The sequence below is a fragment of the Variovorax sp. 10L421 genome (assembly GCF_056395365.1).
The window spans coordinates 26541-40585 of record NZ_JBFTJJ010000036.1 but is presented as its reverse complement, the minus strand read 5'-3'; the positions used below and the strand labels follow the sequence as shown (position 1 = coordinate 40585).

General features: G+C 68.1%; 12 protein-coding genes. 1 reads left to right on the top strand and 11 read right to left on the bottom strand.

The features are described from left to right. From AC1DFC_RS28075 to AC1DFC_RS28025, 11 genes are all read right to left on the bottom strand, one after another. Positions 1 to 296 (bottom strand): adenine nucleotide alpha hydrolase family protein (locus AC1DFC_RS28075; protein WP_478180430.1); only part of this gene is annotated, 296 nt, incomplete at its 3' end. A 2-nt stretch (positions 297 to 298) separates the two neighbouring features. Next, positions 299 to 1048, bottom strand: a complete 750-nt coding sequence (locus tag AC1DFC_RS28070) for an electron transfer flavoprotein subunit beta/FixA family protein (protein ID WP_478180429.1) — start codon at positions 1046 to 1048, stop codon at positions 299 to 301. 31 nt (positions 1049 to 1079) lie between these two features. Further along, a complete protein-coding gene (locus AC1DFC_RS28065) occupies positions 1080 to 2075 on the bottom strand; it encodes a Bug family tripartite tricarboxylate transporter substrate binding protein (protein WP_478180428.1) in 996 nt (331 codons plus the stop codon). A 32-nt stretch (positions 2076 to 2107) separates the two neighbouring features. Then, positions 2108 to 4006 carry an acyl-CoA synthetase gene (locus AC1DFC_RS28060; protein ID WP_478180431.1) on the bottom strand — a complete coding sequence of 633 codons (1899 nt, stop codon included), beginning with the start codon at positions 4004 to 4006 and terminating at the stop codon, positions 2108 to 2110. A 123-nt stretch (positions 4007 to 4129) separates the two neighbouring features. Beyond that, on the bottom strand, positions 4130 to 5122 hold the full coding sequence (locus AC1DFC_RS28055; protein ID WP_478180427.1) for a Bug family tripartite tricarboxylate transporter substrate binding protein: 993 nt from the start codon (positions 5120 to 5122) through the stop codon (positions 4130 to 4132). 40 nt (positions 5123 to 5162) lie between these two features. Further along, positions 5163 to 6371 carry a CaiB/BaiF CoA transferase family protein gene (locus AC1DFC_RS28050; RefSeq protein WP_007837556.1) on the bottom strand — a complete coding sequence of 403 codons (1209 nt, stop codon included), beginning with the start codon at positions 6369 to 6371 and terminating at the stop codon, positions 5163 to 5165. A gap of 70 nt (positions 6372 to 6441) precedes the next feature. Beyond that, positions 6442 to 7254: an oxepin-CoA hydrolase, alternative type gene (locus tag AC1DFC_RS28045; RefSeq protein ID WP_478180426.1), complete on the bottom strand. Its 813-nt coding sequence runs from the start codon at positions 7252 to 7254 to the stop codon at positions 6442 to 6444. Continuing rightward, positions 7251 to 8393 carry an acyl-CoA dehydrogenase family protein gene (locus AC1DFC_RS28040; protein WP_007837544.1) on the bottom strand — a complete coding sequence of 381 codons (1143 nt, stop codon included), beginning with the start codon at positions 8391 to 8393 and terminating at the stop codon, positions 7251 to 7253. Before AC1DFC_RS28040 ends, AC1DFC_RS28045 begins: the two co-directional genes overlap by 4 nt. A gap of 13 nt (positions 8394 to 8406) precedes the next feature. Further along, positions 8407 to 9615, bottom strand: a complete 1209-nt coding sequence (locus tag AC1DFC_RS28035) for an acyl-CoA dehydrogenase family protein (RefSeq protein ID WP_007837542.1) — start codon at positions 9613 to 9615, stop codon at positions 8407 to 8409. Between the two features lie 10 nt (positions 9616 to 9625). Beyond that, positions 9626 to 10816: an acetyl-CoA C-acyltransferase gene (locus AC1DFC_RS28030; protein ID WP_007837540.1), complete on the bottom strand. Its 1191-nt coding sequence runs from the start codon at positions 10814 to 10816 to the stop codon at positions 9626 to 9628. Positions 10817 to 10848: 32 nt separating this feature from the next. Next, positions 10849 to 12984, bottom strand: coding sequence for a 3-hydroxyacyl-CoA dehydrogenase NAD-binding domain-containing protein (locus AC1DFC_RS28025; RefSeq protein ID WP_478180425.1), 2136 nt, complete (start codon positions 12982 to 12984; stop codon positions 10849 to 10851). Between the two features lie 142 nt (positions 12985 to 13126). On the opposite strand from AC1DFC_RS28025, the gene AC1DFC_RS28020 reads away from it, so the two are divergent. Continuing rightward, positions 13127 to 14041, top strand: coding sequence for a LysR family transcriptional regulator (locus AC1DFC_RS28020; protein WP_413335459.1), 915 nt, complete (start codon positions 13127 to 13129; stop codon positions 14039 to 14041). Positions 14042 to 14045 lie beyond the last annotated feature (4 nt).

Genomic DNA, 14045 nt, shown 5'->3' with positions numbered 1-14045 from the left:
GCGACGTTCTTGCCGTTGGCGGTCGAGGGGAACAGGATGTGGCTGTAGTTGCCGGCAATGGTCAGCACCTGGGCGGCGACGTTCTCGGCCAGGTTCTCGGCCAGGCTGGGGCTGTCGGCCACGATGACCTTGGCCACGCCCGCGATCTGCGCGGCGGCCTTGCCGGCTTCGGCAGCGTTGGCGCCGGCCACGAGTACGTGGACGTCGCCGCCGCAGGCCAGCGCCGCGGTCACGGTGTTGAGGGTCGCGGGCTTGACGCTCGCGTGGTCGTGTTCGGCAATAACAAGTGCGGTCATGTTCAGATCACCTTCGCTTCGTTCTTCAGTTTGTCCACCAGCGTTGCAACATCGGGCACCTTGATGCCGGCGCCGCGCTTCGGAGGTTCCGAGACCTTCAGGGTCTTCAGGCGCGGCTTGACATCCACGCCCAGGTCCTCGGGCTTGAAGGTGTCCAGCGGCTTCTTCTTGGCCTTCATGATGTTGGGCAGCGTCACGTAGCGCGGCTCGTTCAGGCGCAGGTCGGTGGTGATGACAGCCGGCAGCGTGAGAGCAACAGTCTCCAGGCCGCCGTCGACTTCGCGCGTCACGGTCGCCTTGTCGCCAGCGACTTCGACCTTGGAGGCGAAGGTGGCTTGGGGAAGATCAGCCAGGGCTGCCAGCATCTGGCCGGTCTGGTTGGCGTCGTCGTCGATGGCCTGCTTGCCGAGGATGATGAGAGACGGTTGTTCCTTGTCGACCAGCGCCTTGAGCAGCTTGGCCACGGCCAGGGGCTGCAGTTCTTCAGTCGTCTCCACCAGGATGCCGCGGTCGGCGCCGATGGCCATGGCGGTGCGCAGGGTTTCCTGGCACTTGGCGTCACCGCAGGAGACGGCGATGACTTCGGTGACCACGCCCTTTTCCTTCAGGCGAACCGCTTCTTCCACCGCGATCTCGTCGAAGGGGTTCATGCTCATCTTGACGTTGGCAATGTCCACTCCGGTGCCGTCGCTCTTCACGCGCACCTTGACGTTGTAATCGACGACCCGTTTGACAGGTACGAGAACCTTCATGGCTGTTCCTCTTGAATGACAAAGAAATGGATTACTCGAGCTTGGCGCCCGACTGCTTGATCAGCCGCTCCCACACCGGGCGTTCCTGCTTCCAGGCTGCGGCGAAGAGCTCGGGCGAGCTGTCCTTGATCTCGAAGCCCATGGCCGCCACGCGCTCGCGCACGTCGGGTTGCTGCGTGGCCTTGCGCACTTCCTGCGCGATGCGTTCGACGATGGGCTTGGGCGTCTTCGCGGGCACTGCGATGGCGAGCCAGCCGGTCACGCGGTAGGCCTCGTCCTTCAGGCCCTGCTCGGCGAGCGTGGGCACGTCGGGCAGGGTGCTCATGCGGCGTTCGCCGCTCACGCCGATGGCGCGGATCTTCCCGGAATCGATGTGCGGCTTGGCCACCAGCGCGCTGGCGTAGGCCATCTGGATCTGGCCGCCGATCAGGTCCTGCATCATCGGCGCCTCGCCCTTGTAGGCGACGTGGCTCATGTCCGACTGCGTCGCCAGGCTCATGTGCGCGCCGGCCAGGTGCGGATAAGCGCCCACGCCGTACGAGCCGTAGGCCACCTTGCCCTTGTTGGCGACGACGTACTTCAGCAGCTCCGGCCCGGTCTTCGCCGGCACGCTGGGGTGCACCACCAGCACCAGCGGCGCCATCGCGATCTGGTAGACCAGCGTGAGGTCGCGCTGCGTGTCGTAGGGCAGCTTCTCGTAGAGGAACTCGTTGGTCATGAGCGAATTGCTCAGGCCCAGCACGATGGTGTAGCCGTCGGGCGCCGACTTGGCGACCGCGTCGGTGCCGATGATGCCGGCCGCGCCGGGCTTGTTGTCGATGATGATGGGCTGGCCCAGGCCGGCCGACATCTTCTGGCCCAGCACGCGCGCCAGCACGTCGGTGGCGCCACCCGCGGCGAAGGGCACGACCATGCGGATCGGCTTGTTCGGGTAGGCGTTTTGCGCCTGTGCCTGCATGCACAGCGCGGCGACGGAAGCAGTGGCGCACAGCAGCAGCGCGCGCTGGGTCGGAAGGCGGAAGGTCATGGCTTGTCTCTGTCTATGGTTTCTGAAAAAGATCATTGCGCCGCGATGCGCGTCTTGAAGGGCAGCGGCTCCAGCGCCTTCTGCAGCCGTTCCTGCAGCGGCGCGGCGAGCGAGCCTGCCGCGGCGCTGTCGATCTGCACGCGTACGAGGCTCTCGCCTTCAGTCTTCACGACGGGCAGCGCGGCCTCTGGCACGCCGAGTTCGGCGCAGGCTTCGGCGACGGCCGCGTTCACCACCTGCAGCGCGGCCATCGCGCGCAATTCGGGCTTGTAGATCTTGCCGACGTTGGTCATCGGCATGGCCCCGATCACCGACACCCACTTGGGCCGCGCCGGCGCCTCGTCGACGCGCGCGGTGGTGAAGGCCAGCAGCTCTTCTTCCGTTGCCGATGCACCCGGCACCAGGGTCGCGAAGATCACGGGCAGTTCGCCCGCATAGGCATCAGGCGCGCCCACCGCGGCGCACAGCTGCACAGCCGGGTGCGCACCCAGCGCGTCTTCGATGGTCTTGGGGTCGATGTTGTGGCCGCTGCGGATGATCAGGTCCTTCGAGCGGCCCGTGAGGTTGAGCCGCTCCTGGCTGTCGATCCAGCCCAGGTCGCCGGTGGCGAGCCAGCCGTCGGTCGTGAAGGCCTTGGCATTGTCGGCCGGGTCCACGAAGCCCGAGAACAGGTTCGGCGACTTGAACAGCACCATGCCGATTTCGCCCGGCGCCACCTCGTGGTCGCTGGCATTGCCGTTCTCGTCGAGCGCCACCACGCGCATCTGCATGTACGGCAGCCGAAAGCCCACGCAGCCCGCGGGCCCGTCCACACCCGGCGGCGTGATGGTCGAGATGCCGGCCATCTCCGTCATGCCCAGGCTCTCGTGCACGTGCAGGCCGAACAGGCGCTCGAAGCGCGCGGCCAGCTCGGGCGCAAGCACTGCGGCGCCGGTGCGGCAGTAGGTGATGGATGAAATGTCCGCGCCGTCCAGCGGCACGTTGGCCAGCGCCGCGAGCACGGTGGGCACGGCCGACAGCGAGGTCGGGCGGTACTTCTCCACCAGCTTCCAGTAGTTGGCCAGCACCTCCTTGTTGCGCAGCAGCGAGGGCGTGGGAATGATCACCTCCACGCCCGCCGACAGCGCCGACAGCGAGGCCGGCAGCACGCCCGCCACATGGAACAGCGGATAGCCGTTGATGGAGATGCCGTTCTCGTTCATGCCCGCGACCTGCACGCTGGCCCAGGCGGTGAACACCTGCGCGCCGTGGCTGTGGCGCGCGAGCTTCGGCGCGCCCGTGGTGCCGCCGGTGTGGAAGTACGCAGCGATGTCGGTGGGTGCGATGTCGCGCCCGCTCACGAGCCGATCAGATGGTTGTGCCGCACGCAGCACATCGAACTCTGCCACGCTCGGCAGCGCGGTCGCGCTGTCCGATCCTGCTCCAGGCAGCGTGCCGGCCGTGCCCGGCACCTCGTCGTGCGGCGCCACGCGCAGCACGGTGGTCAGCGTGGGCACCTGGCCGCGCAGGCGCATGGCCTTCGACCACATGCCCGATTCGGCGTCCGAGCCGTAGGCGATCAGCACCTTGGCGCGGCCGGCGGTCATCAGCGCGACCAGCTTCTCGTCGGTCAGCAGCGGGTTCAGCGGCTGCACGATGCCGGCCGCCTCTCCGCCCCACAGCGCGAGGTGGTACTCAAGGCAACCGGGCAAAAGCACCGCGACCGCGTCGTCGGGCCCGACGCCCAGCGCGTGCAGCATGTTCGCGGTCTGGTGGATGCGCGCGAGCAGTTCGGCGTACGACCAGCGGATCGGCTCGTCGGCCGGGTTGCCGGTGCGCAGGAAGGTCAGCGCGGTCTTGCCGCCGAAGGCAAGGCCCGCGTTGCGGAAGATCTCGTAGGTGCTGCGCACCGTGAGCGCCTGTTCCAGCGGTGTCTCTTCGAGCCGGTGGATGTCCGCCAGGCTGCGGACGGGAAATGCGGGGCGGAACGGCGCGCCGACCGGCGTCTTGTGGTTCTTGTTTTCGTTGTTTGTCATGTCTGTCTCCTTGATGCCGGTCGTCGGCCGCCTGCCGTTTTACTGGGCCGTGATGTGGTTGTCGCGAATGACCTTGCCCCAGCGTTCGAAATCCTCGCGCATGCGCGCGCCGGTCTGCTCGGGCGTGCGGTAGGCCGCGAAGGAGCCGACGCCCTGGAGCCTGTCCTGCACTTCCTTGTCGGCCAGCGCCGCCTTCAGTTCGGCACTCATGCGGTCAACCACGTCCTTGGGCGTGCCGGCGGGCGCCAGCAGGCCGCCCCACGAGGTCGCATCGAAGCCCGGGAAGCCCTGCTCGGCCACCGTCTTCACGTCGGGCAGCAGGCTCACGCGCTGCCCGGAGCCGACCGCGATGGCGCGCAGCTTGCCGGATCGGATGTGCGGCAGCACGCCCACGAGATCCGAGAACATCGCGGGCACCTGGCCGCCGATCAGGTCGGTCACGGCCGGTGCGCTGCCGCGGTAGGGCACGTGCTGCATGTCGAACTTGCCGATGGTCTTGACCTGTTCGGTCGTCAGGTGGCCGAAGCTGCCGGCACCGGCCGTCGTGTAGTTGAGCTTGCCGCCTTCGGCCTTGGCCTTCGCGATCAGGCTCTGCAGGCTGTTCACCTCGGGCAGCGACTTGGGGTTGACCACCAGCACGATCGGCAGGTCGTACACCGAGCCCACGGGCGTGAAGTTCTTGAAGATGTCGTAGCCGGTCGGGCCGTACAGGTGCGCGGCCAGCAGCGTGGGCGTGGCCAGCATCACGAAGGTGTAGCCGTCGGGCGCGGCGCGGGCCGCGGCGGCGGCGCCCACGGTGCCCGAGGCGCCGCTGCGGTTGTCGATCACGATGTTCTGCTTGAGCGCGGCCGACATCTTCTGCGCCACGATGCGCGAGGCCACGTCGGTCGGGCCACCGGGCGGGAAGGGCACGATCAGCGTGATCGGCTTGGCTGGCCAGGCCTGTGCGAAGGCGCTGCCAGCGATGAGCGGCAGGGCGAGTGCGAGAAGGGCGCGGCGAACGGGACTGCGAAGGGAAGAAAGGGATGCCATTGGGTCTTGTCTACTTTGGAAATTCGGACACCTGTCTTCTTCAGACGACGCCACTCGTTTTCAGCGCCGCCAGCTTGTCATCCGACAGGCCGAGCAGCGACTGCAGCACGTCGTGCGTGCCTTCGCCCAGGGTGGGCGGCGCGCTGCGCACGGGCAGGCGCTCGCCGTCGAAACGGTAGGGCGGCGCCAGCACGTTGACCGTGCCGGCCACCGGATGCGGCTGCGTGGTGACGAGGCCGGCGTCGGTGGCGCGCTTCGATTGCAGCGCCTCCAGCAGGCCCAGCACCTCGCCGCATGGAATGCCCGAGGCCGTGAGCCTGGCGAGCAGGTCGGCGCGCTGGCGCTTCGCCAGTTCGGCATGCAACTCGGGCAGCAATACCGCGCGGTTCGCGGAGCGCAGGATGTTGGTCTTGAAGCGCTCGTCGGCCGCGAGGTCGGGCCGCTCGATCACCTCGGTGCAGAAGCGGGCGAACTGCGCGTTGTTGCCCACGGTGATGACGAGCGGGCCGTCGGCTGCATCGAACACGCCGTACGGCACGATCGACGGATGCGAGTTGCCGTAGCGCGGCGGGTCTTCGCCCATCAGCAGCGCTTCGAGGCCGTAGTAGGCGGTGATCATCAGGCCGCAGTCGAACAGCGCCATCTCGACGTGCCGCCCCTTGCCGGTCTTCTCGCGCTGGTAGAGCGCGGCCAGGATGGCCTGCGCCGAGTACATGCCGGTGAACAGGTCGACCGCGGCCACGCCGAACTTCAGCGGCGGTTGGTTCGCTTCGCCATTGAGCGCCATCAGCCCGGCCTCGCCTTGAACGACGAGGTCGTAGCCCGGCCGCGCGGCCTCGGGCCCGGTGCGGTCGTAGCCCGAGATCGAGCAGTAGATGAGACCCGGCTGCTCCTTGCTCAACTGCTCGTAGCCGAGGCCCAGCTTGTCGATGCCGCCGAACTTGAAGTTCTGGATCACCACGTCGCACTGCTTCGCGAGATCGCGCGCGAGCTGCTGGCCTTCGGGCGTCTGCAGGTCGAGCGTGACCGAGCGCTTGTTGCGGTTCACGCTGTTGAAGTAGGCCGTCTCGGTCTTGCCGACGCGCAGGCCCCAGTCGCGCGTGTCGTCGCCGCGGCCCGGGTGCTCGACCTTGATGACCTCGGCGCCCATGTCGGCCAGCACCATGCCGCACCAGGGCCCCGCGAGGATGCGGGACAGATCGAGGACGCGCACGCCGGCCAGCGGCAGCGAGGAATTCAGCGAGGACATGGCAACTCCGGAAAGATTGAAAACCCCTGCACCCGCGCGCGAGGGCCTGGAGGAATGGGCACGGCGCGCGTCAGGACGCGGCCTGCTTGCGGCGGCGCAGCGCGACGAAATCGGCGCTGCGCTTGCCGAGGAACGCACCGATGCCTTCGGCCGATTCGGCATCGCCTTGCGACTCGACCATGAAAACGGCCTCGGCGTCGAGCTGCTCTTCGAGCGTGGCGTGGTGCGCCTGGCGGCACAGCGTCTTGATGCGTGCGCTCGCGCGCTGCGGACCGGTCGCGACCTTGGCCGCGAGCGCGATGGCCTCGGCCAGCGCGGCGCCCTTGTCGGTGAGGCGGTTGACCGCGCCCAGCGCATGCAGGCGCTCGGCCGGCATGCGCTCGCCGGTCAGGCACATCTCGGTCAGCACCTGGCGCGAGACGAACTCGGCCAGGAAGGCCGTGGCCCCACCGTCCGGCGTGAGGCCGACCTTCACGTAGGCGACTGTGTAGAACGCATCGCGCGCCGATACCAGCATGTCGCAGGCCAGCGCCATCGACAGGCCCGCGCCGGCCGCGCCGCCTTCCACGGCCGCGATCACTGGCTTGCTGCAGTCGCGCAGTGCGCGGATCAGGTTGTTGAGGCCTTCGAGAATCTCGCGGCGCTCGGCCGTCGGCAGCTCGCGCCGCTTGGCCAGCAGGTTCAGGTCACCGCCGGAGCAGAAGAAATCGCCCGCGCCGGTGAAGACGATGGCGCCGACCTCGGGGTCGTCCTGCGCATCGGCGAGCGCGGCCGAGAGTTCGGCATACAGCGTCGGCGTGATCGCGTTGCGCGCGGCGGGGTTGCTGTTGGTCAGGATGCGGACGGCGCCTTCCTGCGAGATCAACACGGTCTTGCCGCTCATGCCGCCAGCTCCTTGCCGAGCGCGATGTAGCGCTGCAAGTGGTGATCTTCGTCGCCCAGTTGGTGGTCGATCATCACGAGGCGCTTGGCGTAGTGGGGCAGCGGCAGCTCCCACGTCATGCCGATGCCGCCATGCATCTGGATGCTTTCTTCCGCCACCAGCGCACCGATGCGGCCGATGCTGAACTTGGCGGCCGAGAGCGCGCGCTCGCGCGCCACGCGGTCCGTGCCGTCGATGGCGGCCGCGGCGTTGATCACGGCCGAGCGGGCCTGTTCGATCTCGAGCAGCAGGTCGGCCATGCGGTGCTGCAGCGCCTGGAAGCTGCCGATGAGTGTGCCGAACTGCTTGCGCGTGCGCAGGTATTCCAGCGTGGCGGCCTTGGCGGCTTCCATCGCGCCCAGCGCTTCGGCGCACAGCGCGAGCACGCCGCGGCCGATGGCGCGTTCCAGCGTGGCGTGGCCCTGGCCTTCGGCGCCGAGCAGCGCGTCGGCGCCCAGCTTGACGCCGTCGAACGCGAGCTCGGCGACCCGGCCGCCGTCGATCGAGGGGCAGCCGCGCACCGCGAGGCCCGCGGTCTTGGCGGGCACGAGGAACAGCGAGATGCCGGTTTCGTCGTCCACGTTGCCCGAGGTGCGCGCGGAAACCAGGAACAGGTCGGCCTCCTCGCCCTGCGGCACCACGGCCTTGGCGCCGTGCAGCACCCAGCTATCGCCGCTGCGTTCGGCCCTGGTCTGCACGCGCGTGCGCTCGTAGTGCGTATCGGCTTCGTCGTGCGCGAAGGCCGCGACGGTCACGCCGTTGATGATGTCGCCGAGCTTCTTTTTCTGCGCGTCGCTGCCGGCGGCGCTGATCGCCTCGCCGACCATCACCGCGCCCAGCAGCGGCTCGACCACGAGGCCGCGGCCCAGCGCCTCGAAGACCACCGCGATGTCGAAGCCGCCGCCACCGAAGCCGCCATCGGCCTCGCCGAACAGCGCGCCGATCACGCCGAGCTCGGCGAACTGCTGGAAGATTTCCTTGCTGAACCCGTGCTGCGACTTCGCGATGCGGTCGCGCGCATCGAAGGCGTACTGCTCGGCGATGAAGCGGTTCAGGCTGTCGGCGAGCATGCGCCGGTCTTCGGTGTGTTCGAAGTTCATGTGCGTCTCTCCTTTACAGCCCGAGGATCATCTTGGAGATGATGTTCTTCTGGATTTCATTCGAGCCGCCGAAGATCGACAGCTTGCGGTTGTTGAAGTAGCGCGATGCGGCTGCCTTCGCATAGGCCGGGCCGAAGGTCTCGCCGTCGAAGCCGTCGTGCAGCGCTTCCTCGATGAAGGGCCGGCCGTAGACGCCCATCGCGCGGCGCGCGAGCGACGAGATCTCCTGGCGGATCTCGGTGCCGCGGATCTTGAGCATCGAGCTTTCCGCACCCGGCACACCGCCGCCGGCCACCGCCGCGATCACGCGCAGGTTGGTGGTCTTCATGTTCTCCAGGTCGATCTCGACGCGTGCCATGCGTGCCGCGAACGCAGGGTCTTCGTTCAATGGCTTGCCGTTCTTCGTTTGCGTCGCGGCGATGCCCTTGAGCTGCTCCAGCGCGGCCACCGAGAAGCCCACGCCCGCGATGTTGGTGCGCTCGTACGTCAGCAGGTACTTGGCGCAGGTCCAGCCCTTGTTCTCTTCGCCGACCAGGTTCTCGGCCGGCACGCGCACGTCGGAGAAGAACACCTCGTTCACTTCATGCTCGCCGTCGAGCGTGATGATCGGGCGCATTTCCACGCCGGGCGAAGTCATGTCGATCAGCAGGAAGCTGATGCCTTCCTGCTTCTTCGCCTCGCGGTTCGTGCGCACCAGGCAGAAGATCATGTTGGCGTGCTGGCCCAGCGTGGTCCAGGTCTTCTGGCCGTTCACGATGAAGTGGTCGCCCTGCGCGTCGATGCCGCGCACGGCCGAGGTCTTCACGGCGGCGAGGTCGGAGCCCGCGCCGGGTTCCGAGTAGCCCTGGCACCACCAGTCGTCGCCGTTCAGGATGCGCGGCAGCCAGCGGCGCTTCTGCGCCTCGTTGCCGTACTTGATGAGCACCGGACCCAGCATGTTCACGCCGAAGGGCACGATGCGCGGCGCAAAAGCCAGCGCGCATTCGTGCTCGAAGATGAATTTCTCGACCGCCGTCCAGCCGGGGCCGCCGTACTGCTCGGGCCAGTGGTTGGCGAGCCAGCCGCGCGCGTTGAGGATGGCGTGCCATTCCTCCATGTCGGCCTTCTCGAGGATCTTGCCGCTGCGCACTTTCTCGGACAGCCGCACCGGCAGCTTGGCGGCCAGGAAGGCGTGCACTTCGGTGCGGAAGGCTTCTTCTTCGGAGGTGAAGTTCAGGTCCATCGCGGGCTCCTCAATAAATCTCGAACAGGCCGGCAGCGCCCATGCCACCGGCGATGCACATCGTGACCACGGCGTATTTGGCGCCGCGGCGCTTGCCTTCGATGAGCACATGGCCCGTGAGGCGGGCGCCGGTCATGCCGAAAGGATGGCCGATGGAGATCGCGCCGCCGTTCACGTTCAGGCGCTCCGACGGAATGCCCAGCCTGTCCTGGCAGTAGATCGACTGCGAGGCGAAGGCTTCGTTGAGTTCCCACAGGCCGATGTCCTCGACCTTCAGGCCGTGGCGCGCGAGCAGCTTGGGCACCGCGAAGACCGGGCCGATGCCCATCTCGTCGGGCTCGCAGCCCGCCAGCGCGAGGCCGCGGAAGGCGCCCAGCGGCTTGATGTTGGCGCGCTCCGCGTCCCTGGCCTCCATCAGCACGCAGGCCGATGCGCCGTCGGACAGCTGCGAGGCGTTGCCGGCGGTGATGAACTTGTCCTCGCCCATCACCGGCTTCAGCTTGGCGAGCGCTTCGTAGGTGGTGCCGCGGCGGTTGCAGTTGTCCTCGGTGGCGGTGACTTCGCGATAAGTGACTTCCTTGGTCTCCTTGTCGGTCACGGCCATCGTGGTGGTGCAGGCCACGATCTCGTCCTTGTAGCGGCCGGCCAGTTGCGCCTCTTCGGTCTTGCGCTGGCTCTCGGCGGAGAAGCGGTCCTGCGCTTCGCGGCTGATGTTGTAGCGCTTGGCGACGATGTCGGCCGTGTCGATCATGGCCATGTAGAGATCGGGCTTGTGCTCGACGATCCACGGGTCCAGGCTGAGGTCGCCACCGTCGCCGGGGCTGCGGCCGCGGATCTGCGAGATGCTCTCCACGCCGCCCGCGATCATGGCCGGCGCGCCGTCCACGACGATGCGGCCGGCGGCCATCGCGATGGCCTGAAGGCCCGAGGCGCAGAAGCGGTTCACCGTGGTGCCGGCGATGCTGATGGGCAGGCCCGAGCGGATGATGCTCTGGCGCGCGATGTTGCGGCCGGTGGTGCCCTCGGGATAGCCGCAGCCGAGGATCGCGTCCTCGATCAGCGCCGGGTCCAGGCCCGAGCGCTCGACCGCGGCCTTCACCGCGAAGGAGGCCAGCGTGGCGCCGGGGGTGATGTTGAATTCGCCGCGATGCGCCTTGGTGAGAGGGGTGCGGGCGGTGGAAACGATGACGGCTTCACGCATGGAAATGGCTCCTGTACGGCGGACGGTGTGGATTACTCGGATTGATTGAGGCTCGCGAAATCGGCACCGCGTTCGACCAGCTCCACCAGCAGTGGCGACGGCTTCCAGAAGAGCGGGTCATCCTTCGCGAACTCGCGGATGTCGGCCAGCACCTTCGGCAGGCCCACGGTGTCGGCGTACTTCATCGGGCCGCCGCGATGGCGCGGGAAGCCGTAGCCGTAGAGGAAGGTCACGTCCACGTCGAGCGGGCGCAGCGCGATGCGCTGGAGCACGACGTTGGCGCCTTCGTTGATCATCGCGGCCATGTAGCGGCGCATGATTTCTTCCTCGGTGAACTGGCGCGGCGTGATGCCCGCGCGCACGCGTTCGGCGTCGATGATGGCCAGCACCTCCGGATCGGGCACGCCGGTGCGCGCGCCTTCGGGGTACAGGTAGTAGCCGCGCTGCGTCTTCTGGCCGAACCAGCCGCGCTCGCAGATGCGGTCGGCCACCTGCACGTAGCGCGCCTGCGGGTCGCGCGTGGCGGCCTTGCGCTTGCGCGTGGCCCAGCCAATGTCGCCGCCCGCGAGGTCGGACACCTGGAACGGGCCCATCGGGTAGCCGAAGTTGCGAACGGCCGCGTCGATCTCGTAGGGCGAGGCGCCGTCTTCCATCATGTGGTCGGCGGCCTGGCGGTACACCGCAAGAATGCGGTTGCCGATGAAGCCATCGCACACGCCCGCGCGCACGGGCACTTTCTTCAGCTTCTTCGCAAGCTCGAAACCGGTGGCGACCACGTCGGCGCTCACTTTGGCAGGCACCACGATCTCGAGCAGCTTCATGATGTTGGCGGGCGAGAAGAAGTGCAGGCCCACCACGTCCTGCGGCCGCGAGATGCTGTCGGCGATTTCGTCGATGTCGAGGTACGAGGTGTTGGTGGCGAGTACGGCGCCGCGCTTGCACACGCGGTCGAGCTCGGCGAACACTGCCTTCTTGACGCCCATCTCTTCGAACACGGCCTCGACCACGATGTCGACGTTGGCGAGTGCGTCATAGGAGGTCGAACCGTTGAAGCGCGCCATCACGGCGGCCTTGCTTTCGGGCGTCATGCGGCCCTTGGCGATGAGGCCGTCGTACACCTTCTCCACATGCTGGCGGCCGCGCGCGAGGCTGGGCTCGTCGCGCTCGATCATGGTCACGGGCAGCCCCGCGTCCAGCATCGCTACCGCGATGCCCGCGCCCATGGTGCCCCCGCCGACGATGCCGGCCGACTCCAGCGCGCGCGGCTTGGCGGCCTTGGTCTCGGGCGCCTTCAGCACTTCGCGCTCGGCGAAGAAGGCGTGGATCAGGCCGGCGCGCTGCGGGCTGTCGATGCACTGCAGGAACAGCTTGCGCTCCAGCGCCATGCCTTCGTCGAACGGCAGCGTGAGTGCGCCTTCGACGGCTTCGATGATCTTCATCGGCGAGAACAGGCCGCGGCTCTTCTTGGCGGTGTCGGCGCGCGCGGCTTCGAGGGCGGCGCGGCTGGCTTCGGTGTCGGCGAGGCCGGCGGCTTCGCGCGTGCGGCGCACCGGGGCCTTGGCGGCAACCAGTTCCTGCGCGTAGGCGAGGCCTTCGGCCAGCGCGTCGGCGTCGTTGCCGAGCCGGTCGACGAGGCCGAGCGACAGCGCTTCCTTGGCGCCGGCATGGCGGCCGCTGAGCATCAGCTCGAGCGCGGGCTTCGCGCCGATCAGGCGCGGCGCGCGCTGTGTGCCGCCCGAGCCGGGTAGCAGGCCCAGCGCCACTTCGGGCAGGCCGAGCTTGGCGGTGGGCGAGGCGATGCGGTAGTGCGCCGACAGCGCCACTTCGAGCCCGCCGCCGAGCGCGGCACCGTGGATGGCGGCGACGACCGGTTTCGTGCAGTTCTCGATCTTCAGGCAGGCCTCGGGCAGCGACGGCGGCTGCGGCGTCTTGCCGAATTCGCGGATGTCGGCGCCCGCGATGAAGTTGCGGCCCGCGCCGACGATCAGCACCGCCCTGGCGGCGCTGTCGGCCTCGGCCGCATCGATGGCGGCCACGAGGCCGCGGCGCACATCCACGCCCAGGGCATTGACGGGCGGGTTGTCGATGGTCACCACGAACACGTCGCCTCGACGCTCGAAGGTGACGGGACCGGTGGACGTGGAGGGGCTGGGAGTGCTGGTGGCCATGTGCGTGTCGCTTGTCTCTTGCGTTGCGGGCCGGCGGGCCCGAGGCTCTGGGGTGAACCCCGCATTCTTGGACCGCGCCGCCTCTTTGACAATTGCATAGACGGTTGACAGACTGTCAAAGAATTTTTGACACAATCGCCGCATGGACCTCCAATCGCTCACCCTGCTGGTGGAAATCCTCGACGCCGGCAACCTGAGCGCCGCCGCCCGCCGGCTCAAGATGAGCCGTGCCAACGTCAGCTATCACCTGAACCAGCTGGAGCGCTCGGTGGGTGCGCAACTGGTGCGGCGCACCACGCGGCGTGCCGAGCCGACCGAAATCGGCCTGCGGCTCTACCAGCACGGCATCGCCATCCAGGGCGAGCTGCTGGCCGCGCGCGAATCGGTCACCACGCTGGGCCAGGAGCTGCAGGGCCGCGTGCGGCTGAGCGTGCCCAGCGGCTACGGCCAGCTCGTGATGGCCGGCTGGCTGATCGACTTCAAGCGCCAGTACCCCGGCATCGTGCTCGACGTGGTGTTCGAGAACCGCATCGAGGACCTGCTGCGCGACGAAGTCGACATCGCGATCCGCGTGATTCCCGAGCCGCCGCAGAACCTCGTGGCGCGCGAGATGGGGCCGGTGCGCTACGTGGCCTGTGCCTCGACCGACTATGCGGCGAAGCATCCGCTGCCCGTGCAGCTCGACGCGCTGCAGGGCGCGCCGGTGGTCACGGCTGCCGTCATCGGCCGCCAACTGCGCGTGTCGGCCTACCAGGGCGAGACACGGCGCGAGGTGATCCTGGAGCCGACGCTGATCTCGGAAAACTTCCTGTTCCTGCGCCAGGCCATCCTCGCCGGCCTGGGCATCGGCCTCGTGCCCGACTATGTGGTGCAGGAAGACGTGCGCAAGGGCGACGTCGTGACCACGCTCGACGACTGGCGCCTGAGCATCTTCGGCACGCAGATGTTCATGCTCTACATGCCGAACCGCCAGCACACGCGCGCGATCCGGACCTTCATCGATTTCATTCTGCAGCGGGTGCGGCCGGTGCCCGGTCAGACGCCGGAGGCGCGATAGCCGG

Excerpts from the sequence above, each read along its gene's own strand:
- AC1DFC_RS28070 (WP_478180429.1), bottom strand. The coding sequence starts at position 1,048 with ATGAAGGTTCTCGTACCTGTCAAACGGGTCGTCGATTACAACGTCAAG.
- AC1DFC_RS28065 (WP_478180428.1), bottom strand. The coding sequence starts at position 2,075 with ATGACCTTCCGCCTTCCGACCCAGCGCGCGCTGCTGCTGTGCGCCACT.
- AC1DFC_RS28055 (WP_478180427.1), bottom strand. The coding sequence starts at position 5,122 with ATGGCATCCCTTTCTTCCCTTCGCAGTCCCGTTCGCCGCGCCCTTCTC.
- AC1DFC_RS28050 (WP_007837556.1), bottom strand. The coding sequence starts at position 6,371 with ATGTCCTCGCTGAATTCCTCGCTGCCGCTGGCCGGCGTGCGCGTCCTC.
- AC1DFC_RS28045 (WP_478180426.1), bottom strand. The coding sequence starts at position 7,254 with ATGAGCGGCAAGACCGTGTTGATCTCGCAGGAAGGCGCCGTCCGCATC.
- AC1DFC_RS28040 (WP_007837544.1), bottom strand. The coding sequence starts at position 8,393 with ATGAACTTCGAACACACCGAAGACCGGCGCATGCTCGCCGACAGCCTG.
- AC1DFC_RS28035 (WP_007837542.1), bottom strand. The coding sequence starts at position 9,615 with ATGGACCTGAACTTCACCTCCGAAGAAGAAGCCTTCCGCACCGAAGTG.
- AC1DFC_RS28030 (WP_007837540.1), bottom strand. The coding sequence starts at position 10,816 with ATGCGTGAAGCCGTCATCGTTTCCACCGCCCGCACCCCTCTCACCAAG.
- AC1DFC_RS28025 (WP_478180425.1), bottom strand. The coding sequence starts at position 12,984 with ATGGCCACCAGCACTCCCAGCCCCTCCACGTCCACCGGTCCCGTCACC.
- AC1DFC_RS28020 (WP_413335459.1), top strand. The coding sequence starts at position 13,127 with ATGGACCTCCAATCGCTCACCCTGCTGGTGGAAATCCTCGACGCCGGC.